This window comes from Pseudomonas sp. NPDC096925, assembly GCF_044762545.1.
In the GTDB taxonomy this organism is placed as follows: domain Bacteria; phylum Pseudomonadota; class Gammaproteobacteria; order Pseudomonadales; family Pseudomonadaceae; genus Aquipseudomonas.
In genome coordinates this window covers 321,563-337,359 of record NZ_JBIWEM010000007.1, presented here as the reverse complement: position 1 = coordinate 337,359, position 15,797 = coordinate 321,563, and the positions used below count along the sequence as shown (strand labels likewise).

Sequence of the window (15,797 nt, the reverse complement as noted above, 5' to 3'; positions counted from 1 at the left end):
GCTCAAGGCACCTCTGGCATTCAGCTTGCCATTCACCGCTCTCACTCCAGATTCTAATCCCCTCTCAAGACACAAGCGGCTTTAGCCGCGAAGAATCCAACGCGGTGCCATAGATCGTGTCGCCTGCTTCGCGGGTGAACCCGCTCCCACAGGTATGGTGCAGGTTTCGGGTACCCTCGGTTCCTGTGGGAGCGGGCATGCCCGCGAACACCGGCAACGCCGGTGCCATCCACCGCGTTACCTGATCAGGCTTGAGCGGGCTATTTGCGCTGCCACACCTAGCCTTGTTCGCTGACCACCCAGGGCCTGTCCGCGGCATCGATAAGCACTTCACCCAGCGCTGCGCAGGGTTGTGGTCAAGCCAGTGCGCCTGCCCAGCGAGCACCTGCTCGGCAAGCGCGGTCAGCCGCAACGGCCGTTGTGTCCAAGACAGGTCGAGCAGGCCGTAGTGGCGGAATGCATTGATGGCGGGCATGCCAACTCCTTTGGGCTCTGTCCGCCGACAAAGCATCGACTTCCTCGGCCGATGAGGATAGCCTCGGCGCAATGCTGCCGAGCAGCCAATAGAAAAATCATCGCCATGCCTGCAGGTTTTCCCGGGTTGCCCTCACTCAATGCGTTACGGGTGTTCGAAGTGGTGGCGCGTCACTTGAACTTCCGCCTGGCCGCCGAGGAGCTCGGCGTCACCCAGGCCGCTGTTGCCCAGCAGATTCGTGGGCTGGAGGCCGGTCTGGAGGTTCGCCTGTTCGAGCGTTTGCCGCGCGGCCTAGGCCTGACCGATGCCGGGCATGCCTACAGCACCAGCGTGCGCAGTGCCTTGGCGATGATCGACGAAGCCACGCGGCTGTTGCGTCCGGCGCCCTCCCATCTCACGGTCAGCGTAACGCCAACCTTTGCTTCGAAATGGCTGATCCCCAAGCTGGGGCACTTTGCCGAGCACAACCCAGAGATTGACTTGCGGGTGCTGGCCACCGACCGGCTTTCGCATTTTCATACCGATGGTGTGGACCTGGCCGTGCGTTATGGCCAGCCGCCGTTCGGCGCCGGGCTGAACGCCGAGTTGCTGATGGAGCCGCCGGTGGTCGCGGTGGCGAGCCCGGCGTTGTTGGCAGACGTGGGCTGGCCTGAGGGTTTTGCCGCCTTGCAGCGCTATGTGGCATTGCACGATGCGCACAACTTCTGGCCGCAGTTCTGCGCTGCGGTGTTCCCTGGCCACCCGACGCCCACGGCGAAGACCGTGCGCTTCAACCAGACCTCGCTGGCCATCGAAGCTGCCATAGGCGGGCAGGGCATTACATTGGCCAGCCATGCCTTCGTCAGCGACGATATCGCCGCCGGCCGGCTGGTGCAGGTGTTCCCCCAGCAACTGCGGCTGGACAAGGCGTTCTACCTGGTATGGCCGCGCAAGGGGCAGCCGCCAGCGGCCCTGCAAATCGTCAGGGCGTGGCTCAAGGCTCAGGCTGACGAAAGAAAAACTACTGGCTAGACGAAGTCCGGCTGCCTCCCTGCGCACCTGTGTGGCTGCTAGTGTGAATGCACTTGCAAACACAGGGTTCCATCGCCGAAGGAGGCAATATGTCTGTGCAAAAGGTAGCAATCATCACCGCCGGTGGCAGCGGCATGGGCGCAGCAGCGGCACGTCGCCTGGCTGCCGACGGCTTCAAGGTCGGCATCCTGTCGTCCTCGGGCAAGGGCGAAGCACTGGCCAAGGAGCTGGGCGGTATCGGTGTTACCGGCAGCAACCAGTCGGTCGAGGACTTGCAGCGCCTGGTGGATGCCGTGGTCGGGAAGTGGGGGCGCGTCGATGTGCTGGTCAACAGCGCCGGCCACGGCCCGCGCGCGCCGATCCTGGAGATCAGCGACGAAGACTGGCACAAGGGCATGGACACGTACCTGCTCAATGTTATCCGCCCGGCACGCCTGGTGACGCCAGTCATGCAACGGCAGAAGGGGGGAGTGATCATCAACATCTCTACCGCCTGGGCATTCGAACCCAACGAAATGTTCCCCACATCGGCGGTGTTCCGCTCGGGCCTGGCGGCGTTCAGCAAGATCTTCGCCGACACCTATGCCGTGGACAACGTGCGCATCAACAACGTATTGCCTGGCTGGATCGACAGCCTGCCGGCCACAGAGCAGCGGCGCGACAGCGTACCGCTCAGGCGCTATGGCACCAGCGAGGAAATTGCCGCCACCATTGCATTCCTGGCCAGCGACGGAGCTGCCTATATCACCGGGCAGAACATCAAGGTCGATGGTGGCCTGACGCGCAGCGTCTGACCGCCCTCAGTACGCAGCCGTCGGCAGCACGCCGTCGCCCTGGGCCTTGTGCGCGGCTTCTATCAGCTGCAGGTTGCGGCTGCGTAGTGCGTGATTGTTGCCAACACGCAGGTTGGAGCGCTGCGCCAGGGTTTCGGCCTGTTCGTACAACCCTTGCTGAAGGCGCAGGACGCCAAGGTAGTGCAGGGTTGCCGGGTTGTTCGGCTGAATGTGCAGCGCGCGCTCCAGGGTGGCTGCCGCCTGGTCCAGTTGGCCGTCGGCATACTGTTGCGAGGCGGTTTCGATCAGCACGGTCGAGGCATGGTTGCTGCGTGCCGGCGCGGAGCGCTCGCCGGCCAGTGCGCCTGGTGCCGTGATTGCGCTGAACAACAGGAGCAAGGCGGACAGAACAGGTGTGCTGGGCATCGGCGGTAGACTCGGCAGGGCTTGGGCAAGCCCCTGGCTGGAGGGCAAGGGGATGCTATCGACCGAAGTGGAGCGTTGAAGTTCCCGCTTGGGCAATTTGTTGCCTGTTCCCCGCCCTTTGCCCTGGCAACATCTGTTCGGTTACCGCCCAAAACCGCATTCCGGCGCCTCAAGCCTGCGTCAGTACCTCCGATAGCAGCACACCCACCATCGAATCATCGACCAGAAGTGGTGCCAACAAGGAGTACTGCCCGCATGCTTGCCAACCTGAAGATCCGCACCGGAATGTTCTGGGTGTTGTCGCTGTTCAGTCTGACCCTGCTGTTTTCCACCGTCAGTGCCTGGCGTGCAGCGGTGGGTAGCGACCAGCAGATCACCGAACTGGACCAGACCGCGCACCAGTCGGACCGGTTGAACAATGCGTTGCTGATGGCGATTCGCGCCAGCGCCAATGTGTCCTCGGGCTTCATCGAGCAACTGGGTGGCCATGAGGAAAGTGCCAACAAGCGCATGGCGCTGTCGGTCGAGCTGAACGACAAGAGCCAGAAGCTGGTGGACGAGTTTGTCGAAAACGCCCGCGAGCCTGTACTGCACGCACTGGCAACCGCGCTGCAGGCCACCTATGGCGAGTACGCCAAGGCAGTCGCCGGGCAGCGTGAGGCAACCCGTCAACGTTCGCTTGAGCAGTATTTCAAGGTCAACACCGACGCCGGCAACGCCATGGGCCGGTTGCAGGCGCTGCGCCAGCAACTGGTCGGCGCGTTGAGTGAGCGCGGCCAGCAGATCATGCTGGAATCCGACCGGCGCCTGGCGCGCGCGCAGCTGCTGAGCCTGGCGCTGCTGGGCGTGACGCTGTTACTGGCGGCGCTGTGCTGGGCCTTTATTGCCCAGCGCGTGCTGCACCCGCTGCGCGAAGCCGGTCGGCACTTCCAGCGCATTGCCGGCGGCGACCTGAGCGTGCCGGTGCAGGGGCAGGGCAGCAACGAGATCGGCCAGCTGTTCCATGAGCTTGAGCGCATGCAGCAGAGCCAGCGCGACACCCTGGTGCAGATCAGCAGCTGTGCCGGGCAACTGGATGCAGCCGCCACGGCGCTGAATGCGGTCACCGAGGAAAGCGCCAACAACCTGCGCCAGCAGGGCCAGGAACTGGAGCAGGCCGCCACCGCTGTCACCGAGATGACCACAGCCGTGGAGGAGGTTGCGCGCAACGCCATCACCACCTCGCAGACCACCAGCGAATCCAACCAGCTGGCAGCGCAAAGCCGCCGGCAAGTCAGCGACAACATCGACGGCACCGAGGCCATGACGCGTGAGATCCAGGCCAGCAGCGCGCATCTGGAGCAACTGGTCGGGCAGGTGCGGGATATCGGCAAGGTGCTGGAGGTGATTCGCTCGGTGTCCGAGCAAACCAACCTGCTGGCGCTCAATGCCGCCATCGAGGCAGCCCGCGCGGGCGAGGCCGGGCGCGGCTTTGCGGTGGTGGCGGATGAGGTGCGTACGCTGGCCTACCGCACGCAACAGTCGACCCAGGAAATCGAGCAGATGATCGGGCGTGTGCAGGCGGGCACCGAAGCGGCCGTGGCCTCGATGCAGACCAGTACCAGCCGCGCCCAGTCGACGCTGGACGTGACCCTGGCCTCGGGGCAGGTGCTGGAGGGGATCTACAGTGCGATCGGCGAGATCAACGAGCGTAACCTGGTGATTGCCAGCGCAGCCGAAGAGCAGGCCCAGGTGGCGCGAGAGGTGGACCGCAACCTGCTGAACATTCGCGAGCTGTCGACATCCTCGGCAGCGGGGGCGCAGCAGACCAGTGAGGCGAGCAAGGCGTTGTCGCGGTTGGTGGGGGAGATGACGGCGTTGGTGGGGCGGTTCAGGGTTTGAGGTCAGGTGGGCATCAGGCTGTTGGGGGAGCAGTTGTCTTTACAAGGGCTTCCCCAGCCGAAGGAATGCGCCATGCCCGTTCTCATAGAACTGCACATAACTCATTGAGTTAGCAGGGACCCTGTGGGAGCGGCTTTAGCCGCGAACACCGGCGCAGCCGGTGCCATGCACCGCGTCGGATGCTTCGCGGCTGAAGCCGCTCCCACAGGTTCAGCGCCGCCCTTGAGGATTGTGCAGTGCCTGCAGGAGTGGCGTGCTTTCAGTTATCGATCATGCTTCGAAGAGGAGCGCCCGGCCTTGTTGTGCTCCTTGGAATGGGCAATGCCAGACTGGGTAGTACCACGGCCGTTGTCATCGTTGCGCAAGCTGCCATAGTGATTACCGCTCTCGCCATGGTTGCGCGTGGCCTTGCCGGCATGGTCACTCTCATAACCGGCGCCATTGCCGTTGATGCCACCCTTGCCGCCACCCTGCCCACCGCCGTTGCCACCACCTTTGGCATACGCGGAGCCGATCGGCGAGACATTGGCAGGCAACAATGCCGTTGCGCCGAGCGCCAGGGCACAAGTAAAGACGGCTACCAGGGTTTTTTTCATGTTTGTTCGCCTCCAGAAGGCGCAGGGGGAGCTTGGGTGCGGATAGGACATGAGGTTACCCTTCAAGTTCCGCTGGGTACTGCCCCGACTGCTCAGATCTCGACCTGAGTGCCAAGCTCGATCACCCGGTTCAGCGGCAGCTGGAAGTATTTGAGGTTGCTGTTGGCATTCTTCAGCAGGAAGGCAAACAGGTGCTCCCGCCAGCGGGCCATGCCCATCTGCTTGCCTGCAATGACCGTCTCCCGGCTGAGAAAATAGGTTGTGCGCATGGGGCCGAACTCCAGGTCCGCACGCTGGCAGCGGCTTAACGCCAACGGCACGTCGGGTTCCTCCATGAAACCGAAATGCAGGTTCACGCGGAAGAAACCGTCACCAAACGCCTCGATCTCAAAGCGCTTGCCAGCGCTGACTCGTGGCTCATCCTCGAACACGACGGTCAACAGCACCACCTGCTCATGCAGTACCTGGTTATGCAGCAGGTTGTGCAGCAAGGCGTGAGGCACCGCCTCGGGCCTGGCGGACAGGAACACCGCAGTACCGCCCACGCGGTGAGGCGGCTGGGCCTTGAGGCTGTTGATGAACAGGTCCAGCGGCAGCGAACTCTCGTCCAGTCGCTCGACGATGATCCTTCGTCCGCGCTTCCAGGTGGTCATCAGGACGAACAGCGCCAGGCCCGCAATCACCGGAAATGCACCGCCCTGGAGGATCTTCGGCGCATTGGCGGCAAAATACAGGCTGTCGACCAGCAGGAACGCCAGCAGCATCGGCACTGCCAGCCAGCGTGGTGCCTTCCACAACAACAGCACCACTGCCGAGGCCAGCAGCGTGGTGATCAGCATGGTCCCGGTCACGGCTACACCATAGGCTGCCGCAAGCGCCCCGGACGACTCGAAGCCGACCACCAGCAGCACCACGCCGACCATCAGCGCCCAGTTCACCATGCCGATGTAGATCTGCCCCTGCTCCTCACTGGAGGTGTGCTGGATGAACATGCGCGGTATGTACCCCAGCTGGATGGCCTGGTGCGTCAGCGAGAACGCACCGGAGATCACGGCCTGGGACGCGATGATGGTGGCCAGGGTGGCCAGCCCGACCATGGGCAGCAGGGCCCATTCGGGCGCCAGCAGATAAAACGGGTTGCGCACTGCCTGCGGGTCGCCGAGGATCAAGGCGCCCTGGCCAAAGTAGTTCAGCACCAGGCCGGGCAGCACCAGCATGAACCAGGCCCGGGCAATGGGTTTGCGGCCGAAGTGCCCCATATCGGCGTAGAGTGCTTCGGCGCCGGTCAGGGCCAGCACCACCGCGCCCAGAATCGCCACCCCCATGCCCGGGTGCAGCAGGAAGAACTTCACCGCCCAGAGCGGATTGAGCGCCTGCAGCACTTCCGGGCGCTGGACGATGCCGTGCAGGCCCAGTGCACCCAGCACGATGAACCACAGCACCATGATCGGCCCGAAAAGGATGCCGATGCGCGCAGTGCCGTGCTTCTGGATCAGGAACAGCGCCACCAGCACCACCACCGACAGCGGCACCACCCAGTGTTCGATACCGTCGAAGGCCAGTTGCAGCCCCTCGACGGCCGATAGCACGGAAATCGCCGGCGTGATCATGCTGTCGCCGTAGAACAGCGCGGCGCCGAACAGGCCGAGCAGCACCAGCACCTTGCCCAGCCGCTGGTAGGGCGCCGCCGCCCGATGCGCCAAGGCGGTCAGGGCCATGATGCCACCCTCGCCCTGGTTGTCGGCACGCAGGATGAACAGTACGTACTTCAGCGACACCACCCACAGCAACGACCAGAACACCAGGGACAGCACGCCCAGTACACCGGCGGTATTGGCCTGCACGCCGTAGTGCCCGGCGAACACTTCCTTGAGGGTGTACAGCGGGCTGGTGCCGATGTCGCCATACACCACGCCGACAGCGGCGACGAGCATGCCGATGGGGTTGGACTTGCCGGGAAGGGATTGGTTTGCGATGACGGTGGACTGGCTCACGAAAGGCTTCTCTGGACTGGCGGGTTGAAATGCATGCCATCCTTGAGCATCGCGCGCCCAGTATTCCTTCTGGCTGTCGGCTCAGCCGTAAAAAGAGCGTAAAAAATCAGCCTGCGCCCTGCTCAGGCAGATTGTGCCGCCAGGCTGTTGCTGACGTTGCGCCCCAGCACCAGCACCGTAGCGAAACCGCAGCCCACCAGGGCCGTGGCCAGACTCAACAGTACCGAGCTGCCCAACTGGTCGACGATCCGCCCGCCGAAGAACGAACCCAGCGCAATGATCACCTGGAACATGGCGACGAACAGCGGCATGCCACGTTCGACATCCTTGGGCGCGACGACGAACATCCAGATACTGGCGCAGGCCGGGAACGCACCGAAGGCGAAGCCCCACAACCCAATCAACATTGCGGCACCGGTCATGCCGGTGGCGAAGTGGGGGAACAGGGCGGTGCTGGTGCCGATCATCAGTGCGACCAGCAGCAGAGTGTGACGTACGCTGCGGTTGGCGGCGAAACCGGCGAAGATGTTGCCGAATACCCCGGCCACACCATAGAGCAGCAGCAACGAGCCAATGGTCGGCCCATCGAAGCCGGAGCTTTGTTTGAAGAACGGGGCGACATAGGTGTACGCGGCAAAGTGCGCCAGGCCGATCAGCAACACGGCGATCAGGCCAACCCGCGCTTGTGGGTTGATGAACAGGGCCGGCAGGTCGCTGATGCGAATGGCCTTGTCCGGGTTGAGCCGCGGTAGCAACAGGATCTGCGCCAGCAGCACCGGTACGCCCAGTAGCGCGGTTACCAGGAAGGTCATGCGCCAGCCCATCAGGCCACTCAACCAGGTGCCTACCGGCACGCCCAGCACGGTGGCCAGGGTTACACCGACCATGATGATCGAGGTAGCCTGGGCTACGCCCACGCCCTTGGGCGCCAGGCGGCCGCTGAGGGCAATGGCCGTGGCCCAGAAACCGCCGATACTCACGCCCAGCAGTACGCGGCCGAACAGCAGCAGGCTGAAGTCACTGGCGTAGGCCACCACCGCGTTGGCGATGATCATGATCAGCGTCAAGCCGATCAGCAGGTAGCGACGGTCCAGGGCGCCAATGCCCACCGACAGCAATGGGGCGGCGAGGGCGGCCATGATGCCGGGCAGGGTAACCATCAGGCCGGCGTGGCCTGCACTGATGCCGAGGTCGCTGGCGACATCGTTGAGTACGCCCACCGGCAGAAACTCGCTGGTCACCAGGGCGAAGGCACCGACGGCGACGGAGAGAATGGCCAGCCACTGTTGGCTGACACTCTGTTGATCATGTTCGGGGCGGCCGCGAGGGGCCTGACTGGCACTTGGCATGGTATTGGATTCCAAGAGAGGGATGTCGCCTGAGGCAGGCGCAGGAGCGGGGGAAATGTGCTGGCGATTATAGGGGGTGGTTTTGCCGGGCCAACAGGCGGGGGGCTCGATAGTAATCATCAGCGCAATCGATGAAACGCCTTGCGCAGAGCACCCGCTGTTGGCCGGGGAGTTATGCTACAGGTTCCGCAAGCAGGTGTTGCGGAGGATGGCACGGGCTTCGCCCGTGTTCGCGGGTGATCCCGCTCCCACAGGTTTGTGTGCTGCTTGAGGCCAGAAAAGACCTGGGGACGCAACGGCCTTGCTCACAACCTGAACGCTGGCGCGATCCCTGTGGGAGCGGGTTTAACCGCGAAGCAGGCGCCGCGGTGGATAGCGCGGGCTTCGGTGGAGGACACACAAGCGTCCTCCCCATCAATCGACCCTATGGCGACACCAGCACATCGCACTGGGACTCGTTCAGCACATGCTTGGTGACGCTGCCAATCAGCAGCTCTTCAAGCGCACTTTCCCCTTGCTTGCCGACCACGATCAGGTCGCATTCCAGCGCTTGTTCCTGCTCGGCAATCTGCCAGCCAGGGTCACCGTGCACCACGATTTGCCGAGCATCGGCCACTCCGGCGATTTCGCTCAAGACTGCGAGTTGTTTCACCGCATCTTTGCGGATGACATTGCGATAGTGCGTCAGGGTGTCGTGATCGATGTTGGCGAAGCGCATGCTGCCTTCGAACGGCGCCTCGTACACATGCAGCAAAATGATCTCGGCCTGTGGGGCAATGGCTTTTGCCAGTTTGATGGCGCGCAGTGACGAAGACGAAAAATCAACTGCAACCAGCAAGGTGCGGTACGCATCGCGAGGTGCCTGCTTGACCACCAGCAAAGGGCAGGGCATGCGGTTCAGCATTTTCTGCACAGTGGAGCCCAGCAGCAGGCGCCTCGCCACGCTCTGGCCCTTTGCCCCACACACCAGCAGGTCGTTGCGTTTATCCTGCACCACGCGGGTGATCTCCGTGGTCACCGAGCCGTGCGCGACTTGCACGCCAGCGGCGATGTCGTAGCGCTGGAACAGCATTGCAGCCAGTGCGCGAATTTTTTCACCAGCGGTATCCAGTACACGCTTCAGCAGATCGTCATCAGGTGCCACCAGTTGCTTCAGGCGCTCGAAGGGGGCCGGGTTGGCAACGTATAGCAGGTCCAGTGATGCTTGTTGCGCCTTGCACAAGTGCGCAGCGCGCTCTGCCGCGTTGCGGGCAGAGGTGGACAGGTCGGTGGCTACCAGTACGTGGTTCAGCGGGCTCATGTGGGGTTCCTTATCCAAAGCCGCGCACGGTGATCGATGGCGATGCCTTGAGCACGATGCGCCTGGCGGTTGTCGATTCGTTCCTTGCTGGCAGCCATCGTCTCGCGAACCCGGCCCGGCGACTTGATGTGTGTCAAAGGAGTGAGTGACCTATCTTGAGCTGACCACTTCTGCGCACCAAATCAACGCCAGCGGGCATTGGCAACAAGTCCGCGGCTCATGATGCTCTAGGTCTTCTGTCTGGCAACACGATCAGCTGTCGTTGTGGTGTGCGCCATGCGACAGCAGCAGTTCGGCGAGCTTGTCCATGGCCGGTGTCGCCTGGCTGCCCTTGCGGGTGACCAGCTCATACGGGTCGCTGACCGAACCCATGGTCAGGGGCAGAATGCGGACCTGTTGGTTCATCGCACATTGCCGAGCCACGTCGATCGACACCAGTGCCACGAAGTCGGGGCTGTTCTGCAGCAGCGACAAGGTCGCCAGGATCGAGGTGGTCTCCACCAGGTGCAGCGGGAAGCGCAGCCCGGCATCGTGGAATTCGCGCTCGAGCTGTACCCGCATCGGCATGTTGGCCCGGTACACGATCCAGCGGCTCTCGGCCAGGTCTGCAAGGTTCAGGTTTTGCGCGTGCTTGAGCGGGTGGTCGATATTGGCAATGACCGCCAGCGTCTCGTCCTTGACAAACCTGCTGGAAAACAGCTGAGGGGTATTGCTCACGCTGGTGCGGCACAAGGCGACGTCCAGGCGACCGCTTTCGATCTGTGCCAGCAGCGACTGGCTGGTGTCTTCAATGATTTCGAACGACATCTGCGGCTGGATGCTGGCCAGCTGCGACACCGCCCTCATCAGCAATGGCACGGCGCCCATGATTGCCCCCACCGCCAGCCGGCCGCCGACCCCGCGCAGGATGGCATCCAGGTCATGCCGCAGGTTTGAAATGTCCGTTTGCACCACGCGTGCGTAGCGGATAGCGCAGTGCCCGGCAGCCGTGGGCTCCAGCCCGCGATTGGTGCGGTTGAACAGCACCGTGCCGAAGGTGGTTTCGATTTCCTGCAAGGCCTTGCTCGCCCCGGGCTGGGTAAGCCCGACACTGCTTGCCGCACCGAGCAGCGAGCGGTGCTCGTCCAGCTCGATGAGCAGGCGCAGGTGGCGAGCGTGGAGCCTGGACATGATCGAGTTGAGTGATGGGGTCATCTGGTATGCGTCCGGGTTATACCGATATGGATTGTTCTCAATACCATGGTCAGGCGCGCATTCCTATACTGGTGCTGCACGGTGTCGCATCCAGTGCGGCTGAACCGCCTATAAAAATAACCCCAGGAGGCTGCTGAGGCCCTATGTCCCTGATCAACTACATCACTCAGATCCAGTTCGATGTCGGCGCCATTGTGCATCTGCCTGCCGAGTGCGAGCGCATTGGTATAACCAGGCCTTTGATCGTGACCGACCGTGGCGTGCGTGCCGCCGGTATCGTCGATGTGGCCTTGAGCACGTTCAGCGGCAGCAGCGCGCAATGGCCGATCTATGACGGCACGCCGCCCAACCCGAACGAGAACGCCGTGCGTGAAGCGGTGGCCATGTTCCAGGAGTGTGGCTGTGACGGGATCATCGCCATTGGTGGGGGCTCGGCGATCGACCTGGCCAAAGGTGTGGCCGTGTGTGCCAGGCACGACGGTCCATTGAAAAGCTTTGCGGTGATCGAGGGCGGCCTGGCCCGCATCACACCGGCAACCGCACCGGTGATCGCCGTACCGACCACGGCGGGCACCGGCAGCGAGGTAGGGCGGGGTGCCATCCTGATTCTCGACGACGGGCGCAAGGTGGGTGTCATCTCGCCCCATGTGGTGCCCAAGGCCGCCATCTGCGACCCGGCGCTGACCCTTGGCCTGCCGGCGCAACTCACCGCCGCCACCGGCATGGATGCCATTGCCCATTGCCTGGAAACCTTCATGGCACCTGCGTTCAACCCGCCCGCCGATGGCATTGCCCTGGATGGCCTGTGGCGTGCCTGGCGCTTCATCGAAACCGCCACCCGCGAGCCCGGCAACCTGGATGGCCGCATCAACATGATGAGTGCTTCGCTGCAAGGCGCCCTGGCATTCCAGAAGGGCCTGGGCTGCGTGCACAGCCTCAGCCACGCGCTGGGCGGTATCAACCCACGGCTGCACCACGGCACCCTCAACGCGATCTTCCTGCCCGCCGTTATCACCTTCAACCGCAAGGCCGAGACGGTGTTGAACGAGCACAAGATGCAGCGCATTGCCCTGGCGATGGGGCTGGCTGACGAAGGCCGGATCGAAGACGCCATCCGCCAGATGACTCGCGCGCTGGGCCTGCCGACCGGCCTGCGCGAGCTGGGCGTCAGCGAAGAGCTGTTCCCGCGCATCATCCAGGGCGCGCTGGCCGATCACAGCCACCGCACCAACCCACGTGAGGCATCTGCCGAAGACTACCAGTGGCTGCTTGAGGCATCCCTGTAATTTGCTGATCCGCTGTTCAACCAATAACAACAAAAGTGAACGCCCATGACTACCAAATATGCGCAAGCCGAGCTTGGCCGCGAGCCTGAAGCGACCGCGAGCTCGAACCCGCTCAGGAAGTACCAGGTCATCACCGTCAGCCTGCTGCTGGTGATCGGCATCATCAACTACGTCGACCGCAGCGCGCTGTCGATCGCCAACACTTCGATCCAGCGAGACATGGCCATCACGCCGTCGCAGATGGGCATTCTGTTGTCGGCGTTTTCCCTGGCCTATGCCTTTTCCCAGTTGCCGCTGGGCATGATCATCGACCGGCTGGGCAGCAAGATCTCGCTGGGGGCGGCGCTGCTGGGTTGGTCGGTGGCGCAGACAGCCACCGGCCTGATCAACAGTTTTTCCGCGTTCATCGGGCTGAGGGTGGTGCTGGGGATTGGCGAGGCACCGATGTTCCCGTCGGCGGCCAAAGCGCTGGCGGAGTGGTTCGCGGCCGAGAAACGCGGCACGCCGACCGGCATCGTGCTGTCATCGACCTGCATCGGGCCGTGCATTGCGCCGCCGCTGCTGACGCTGCTGATGGTCACCTGGGGCTGGCGAGGCATGTTCATCGTCACTGGGGTGTTCGGCATTCTGGTCGCCGCGTGCTGGTTTGCCTTCTATAAAAGCAAGGAACGTTACCTGGCCGAGTTGCCTGCCGAGGAGCGTGAGCGCCTGCTGGCGGCCCAGGCGCAAAAACAGGCGGTGGCAACGGCCAGGCCGAGCATGAAGGCACAACTGGCGGCATGGGCCGAGCTGTTCCGGCACAAGAGCACCTGGGGCGCTGTACTGGGCTTCATGGGGGTGATCTACATGCTGTGGCTGCACCTGACCTGGTTGCCGGGCTACTTCGAACGTGAGCACGGGTTGAGCTTGTACAAGACGGCCTGGGTGGTGTCCCTGGCCTACGTTTTTGGCGCCCTTGGCACCATTGTCGCGGGCCGTGTGTGCGACCGCCTGGTGAGGAACGGCGCCAGCGTGCTGGGTAGTCGCAAGCGGGTAGTGGTGAGTGCACTGTTCGCGGCGGCGGCTTTCACCGTGCCGCTATCGTTCGGCAGCGGCTTCATGCTCAGTGTGGCCCTGCTGTGCTGCGCGTTGTTCAGCGTGAACATGGCCAGTTCCACCGCCTGGATGATTGCCAACACCGTCGTGGATAGCCGGCGTGTAGCCTCGTTTGGCTCCATCCAGAACTTCGGCGGTTACCTTGCGGGTTCGGTGGCACCGATCGTGACGGGGTTCAGCATTCAGCAGACCGGGTCGTTTGCTTCGGCGTTCCTGATCAGTGCGGCGGTCGCGGCGGTGGCGGCGATGGCCTATGTGTTGCTGCTGAAGCAGCCAGTGTCTGCTGACAGGTAACTCCCGTAGAAGATCGACCAGACCTTTGGGCTGCGCTTGCGCACAGGGAACAAGGCTCGCGAGCATCCCATAGTGACCGCATGTGCTTTTCAATTTTGAGCAAGACAGTTGCTCCCCAAAGGTGCCCGCTAAATCAACGATGAGGCCGACTCGGCGAATGGCCCTGTTCGAACGCCGCCAGCATCCTTTGCCGCGTCAGCGGGTCGGCAGGAATCAGGTGCTCGATGCGCAGCGATTCCACGGTGATGTCCAGTGGCATGCCGAAGGTGGTGAAGGTGGACAGAAACCTCAGCTCGCCGTCCGGGGTGTTCACACGGGTCAGCAACACCGGCGTGGCACTCGTCGCCTGGGTGGGGTTGCGTGGGGCTGGCAGGTCGCGCAGGCGCCTTGCCAGCGCCGGGTTGCCGGCGGCTTCCCTGGACGCACGTTGCCAGGCAACGGCGCGGATCTCCGCTGCATTGGCCAAATGGTCACCCAGGCCGCCGGGTTGAAGCAGTGTTTCCAACAGGTTGAGGCCTGACGACGCCTGTGCGGCAATACCCGCCATCGCCAACAGCAAGCCGGTGCTGGCATTTGCGGCGATGACGTTCCAGTTGCTGTCGATGACGATTGCAGGCGCCGGGTTGTTTGCCTGCAGGATGTGCTCGATGGCGGCATGCACCAAGGCCAGTTCGGGGGCATCGAGCGGCGAGGCTGCGTAGCGGGGGGCGTACCCGGCCGCGACGAACACTTCGTTGCAGTGCTCCAGTGGGGCGCCAAGGGCCGAAAGCAGGGCATGCAGTGTGCCGGGGCTGGCGTTGGCGCGCCCTGTCTCCACGCAGCTAAGATGACGCTGTGATAGCCCGGCCAGCAGCGAAAGTTCAAGCTGGCTGAGCCCGGCCTGCTGGCGCAGGTGGCGCAGTTGCTGGCCCGCCGATGTGCTCGGTGCGGGGCTTTTGCGATGGAATGGATGATGACTCATGCGTTGACCCTGACCGTCCTTGAGTACAGCGTCCATGACCTCACAGGTCATTGAGCGCAGCCAACCCTACCACTACCGTGCCGAAAAACCCTACTCAGGAGAGGACGATGGGCATGCGTATCTGTGCGCTGGCGTTGCTGGGGCGGCTGATTCACTTTGTGGTCAGGGGCGTTGCCGGGGAGCGCCAGCCATGAGCAACGCCTTGGCTGTATACGCGCTGTGTGTGGTCGTGCTGTTCTTCAAGATGTTCATGGTCTCCTGTTACCAGGGTTTTTACCGCTTGCGCTTCGTGGCTTTCACCAATCCGGAGGATGCCGCTGTCTTCAAGCGACCTGCGCAGGTAGCGGAGCGGCCGGAGGTAGCTCGCGGCGCCAGGGTATGGGCCAACGATCTGGAAAATATCCCGGTATTCTTCGCCCTCTGCGGGCTGGCCATTGCCCTCGGTACAGCGGAGGGGCCCAACGCCGGGCTGAGCATCGTGTTCACCCTTGCCAGGGTCCTGCACACATGGGCCTATCTGGCAGAGCTGCAGCCCTGGCGTACCGTGTTTTATGGCATCGGGGTCGTTTGCCTGTTGGGTTTTTGCGTAATCATCACGGCGAGAGTAATGAATTCGTTTGTCTTCTGATACTGCTCGGCCTTAGACATGTTGCGGTTGCTTTTTCATGAGCCAACTTGATGCTTTCCTGTAACGGTACTAATACTAAGAAACTGCCGGGAGGGGGATGATCATGCAGACGCGCTTTGTTGTGGTTCCCGCTGTGCCGCTCAAGAAAGAGATTTACCCTCGCAGTCTTGGCTTTCCCGCGACGTTAGGGGAGGGTTATGACCTTTATGACACACAAGAAAAGCTGCGCCTTACCCTCAACTACCCGACACGCGCCGAGGCGGAATTCGTATGTGCCTCCCGCAACAGTTGCCTTGATGCTGGCGTGGCGGATATAGCCGGGAATGGTTGATGCTGATGATGTTCCGCGGGCCTTGAATGCGACGCGGTCCGGGTAGGAACAACTGACCGGCGTAGCCGGTGTCATGCACCACGATGCCTGCTTCGCGGGCGCGCGCCCGGCCGAGGATTGGCGCCATTCCTGTTAAGGCCATAGCCTCGCTCAAAGATCCTGAAGCCTGCACGGTCGGTGTGGGAGCGGCTTTAGCCGCGAAC

General features: G+C 63.0%; 15 protein-coding genes. 7 read left to right on the top strand and 8 right to left on the bottom strand.

What is annotated here, in order from left to right:
• Positions 1-64: 64 nt before the first annotated feature.
• On the bottom strand, positions 65-475 hold the full coding sequence (locus tag ACIQYU_RS20530) for a hypothetical protein (RefSeq protein WP_402801847.1): 411 nt from the start codon (positions 473-475) through the stop codon (positions 65-67).
• 105 nt (positions 476-580) lie between these two features.
• Here ACIQYU_RS20530 and ACIQYU_RS20525 point away from each other — a divergent pair, with 105 nt between their 5' ends.
• Positions 581-1,486, top strand: a complete 906-nt coding sequence (locus tag ACIQYU_RS20525) for a LysR substrate-binding domain-containing protein (protein WP_402801844.1) — start codon at positions 581-583, stop codon at positions 1,484-1,486.
• An 89-nt stretch (positions 1,487-1,575) separates the two neighbouring features.
• Positions 1,576-2,280 carry an SDR family oxidoreductase gene (locus ACIQYU_RS20520; protein ID WP_207830411.1) on the top strand — a complete coding sequence of 235 codons (705 nt, stop codon included), beginning with the start codon at positions 1,576-1,578 and terminating at the stop codon, positions 2,278-2,280.
• Positions 2,281-2,286: 6 nt separating this feature from the next.
• On the opposite strand, the gene ACIQYU_RS20515 is transcribed toward ACIQYU_RS20520, so the two are convergent.
• Positions 2,287-2,685, bottom strand: coding sequence for a tetratricopeptide repeat protein (locus tag ACIQYU_RS20515; protein ID WP_063913598.1), 399 nt, complete (start codon positions 2,683-2,685; stop codon positions 2,287-2,289).
• Positions 2,686-2,940: 255 nt separating this feature from the next.
• Between ACIQYU_RS20515 and ACIQYU_RS20510 the strand changes: the two genes are divergently transcribed.
• Positions 2,941-4,566, top strand: coding sequence for a methyl-accepting chemotaxis protein (locus ACIQYU_RS20510; protein ID WP_233694906.1), 1,626 nt, complete (start codon positions 2,941-2,943; stop codon positions 4,564-4,566).
• Between the two features lie 263 nt (positions 4,567-4,829).
• Here ACIQYU_RS20510 and ACIQYU_RS20505 read toward each other — a convergent pair whose 3' ends face one another.
• The 5 genes from ACIQYU_RS20505 to ACIQYU_RS20485 all read right to left on the bottom strand — a co-directional run bounded on the left by ACIQYU_RS20505 (position 4,830) and on the right by ACIQYU_RS20485 (position 10,999).
• Entirely contained in the window at positions 4,830-5,162 is a 333-nt protein-coding gene (locus tag ACIQYU_RS20505) for a hypothetical protein (protein WP_233688243.1), read from the bottom strand.
• 92 nt (positions 5,163-5,254) lie between these two features.
• Positions 5,255-7,096 carry a potassium transporter Kup gene (locus tag ACIQYU_RS20500; protein WP_333957687.1) on the bottom strand — a complete coding sequence of 614 codons (1,842 nt, stop codon included), beginning with the start codon at positions 7,094-7,096 and terminating at the stop codon, positions 5,255-5,257.
• A gap of 182 nt (positions 7,097-7,278) precedes the next feature.
• Complete coding sequence (locus tag ACIQYU_RS20495; protein WP_207830397.1) at positions 7,279-8,505, bottom strand: MFS transporter; 1,227 nt, start codon at positions 8,503-8,505, stop codon at positions 7,279-7,281.
• 424 nt (positions 8,506-8,929) lie between these two features.
• Positions 8,930-9,805: a universal stress protein gene (locus ACIQYU_RS20490; protein ID WP_207830394.1), complete on the bottom strand. Its 876-nt coding sequence runs from the start codon at positions 9,803-9,805 to the stop codon at positions 8,930-8,932.
• A gap of 252 nt (positions 9,806-10,057) precedes the next feature.
• Positions 10,058-10,999, bottom strand: a complete 942-nt coding sequence (locus tag ACIQYU_RS20485; protein WP_402801836.1) for a LysR family transcriptional regulator — start codon at positions 10,997-10,999, stop codon at positions 10,058-10,060.
• Between the two features lie 143 nt (positions 11,000-11,142).
• Between ACIQYU_RS20485 and ACIQYU_RS20480 the strand changes: the two genes are divergently transcribed.
• Together ACIQYU_RS20480 and ACIQYU_RS20475 are read left to right on the top strand one after the other, a co-directional pair.
• Entirely contained in the window at positions 11,143-12,285 is a 1,143-nt protein-coding gene (locus tag ACIQYU_RS20480) for an iron-containing alcohol dehydrogenase (protein WP_207830391.1), read from the top strand.
• A gap of 45 nt (positions 12,286-12,330) precedes the next feature.
• Entirely contained in the window at positions 12,331-13,674 is a 1,344-nt protein-coding gene (locus ACIQYU_RS20475; RefSeq protein WP_207830389.1) for an MFS transporter, read from the top strand.
• Positions 13,675-13,807: 133 nt separating this feature from the next.
• Here ACIQYU_RS20475 and ACIQYU_RS20470 read toward each other — a convergent pair whose 3' ends face one another.
• A complete protein-coding gene (locus ACIQYU_RS20470) occupies positions 13,808-14,635 on the bottom strand; it encodes a helix-turn-helix domain-containing protein (protein WP_402801832.1) in 828 nt (275 codons plus the stop codon).
• A gap of 190 nt (positions 14,636-14,825) precedes the next feature.
• Between ACIQYU_RS20470 and ACIQYU_RS20465 the strand changes: the two genes are divergently transcribed.
• A complete protein-coding gene (locus ACIQYU_RS20465; RefSeq protein ID WP_402801830.1) occupies positions 14,826-15,263 on the top strand; it encodes an MAPEG family protein in 438 nt (145 codons plus the stop codon).
• A gap of 97 nt (positions 15,264-15,360) precedes the next feature.
• Positions 15,361-15,594 (top strand): hypothetical protein, encoded by a 234-nt coding sequence (locus ACIQYU_RS20460; protein WP_233694910.1) that lies wholly within the window; start codon positions 15,361-15,363, stop codon positions 15,592-15,594.
• Positions 15,595-15,797: the final 203 nt, after the last annotated feature.

Coding starts and splice junctions, on each gene's coding strand:
- ACIQYU_RS20530 (WP_402801847.1), bottom strand. CDS start 475: ATGCCCGCCATCAATGCATTCCGCCACTACGGCCTGCTCGACCTGTCT.
- ACIQYU_RS20525 (WP_402801844.1), top strand. CDS start 581: ATGCCTGCAGGTTTTCCCGGGTTGCCCTCACTCAATGCGTTACGGGTG.
- ACIQYU_RS20520 (WP_207830411.1), top strand. CDS start 1,576: ATGTCTGTGCAAAAGGTAGCAATCATCACCGCCGGTGGCAGCGGCATG.
- ACIQYU_RS20515 (WP_063913598.1), bottom strand. CDS start 2,685: ATGCCCAGCACACCTGTTCTGTCCGCCTTGCTCCTGTTGTTCAGCGCA.
- ACIQYU_RS20510 (WP_233694906.1), top strand. CDS start 2,941: ATGCTTGCCAACCTGAAGATCCGCACCGGAATGTTCTGGGTGTTGTCG.
- ACIQYU_RS20505 (WP_233688243.1), bottom strand. CDS start 5,162: ATGAAAAAAACCCTGGTAGCCGTCTTTACTTGTGCCCTGGCGCTCGGC.
- ACIQYU_RS20500 (WP_333957687.1), bottom strand. CDS start 7,096: ATGCTCGTCGCCGCTGTCGGCGTGGTGTATGGCGACATCGGCACCAGC.
- ACIQYU_RS20495 (WP_207830397.1), bottom strand. CDS start 8,505: ATGCCAAGTGCCAGTCAGGCCCCTCGCGGCCGCCCCGAACATGATCAA.
- ACIQYU_RS20490 (WP_207830394.1), bottom strand. CDS start 9,805: ATGAGCCCGCTGAACCACGTACTGGTAGCCACCGACCTGTCCACCTCT.
- ACIQYU_RS20485 (WP_402801836.1), bottom strand. CDS start 10,999: ATGACCCCATCACTCAACTCGATCATGTCCAGGCTCCACGCTCGCCAC.
- ACIQYU_RS20480 (WP_207830391.1), top strand. CDS start 11,143: ATGTCCCTGATCAACTACATCACTCAGATCCAGTTCGATGTCGGCGCC.
- ACIQYU_RS20475 (WP_207830389.1), top strand. CDS start 12,331: ATGACTACCAAATATGCGCAAGCCGAGCTTGGCCGCGAGCCTGAAGCG.
- ACIQYU_RS20470 (WP_402801832.1), bottom strand. CDS start 14,635: ATGAGTCATCATCCATTCCATCGCAAAAGCCCCGCACCGAGCACATCG.
- ACIQYU_RS20465 (WP_402801830.1), top strand. CDS start 14,826: ATGAGCAACGCCTTGGCTGTATACGCGCTGTGTGTGGTCGTGCTGTTC.
- ACIQYU_RS20460 (WP_233694910.1), top strand. CDS start 15,361: ATGATCATGCAGACGCGCTTTGTTGTGGTTCCCGCTGTGCCGCTCAAG.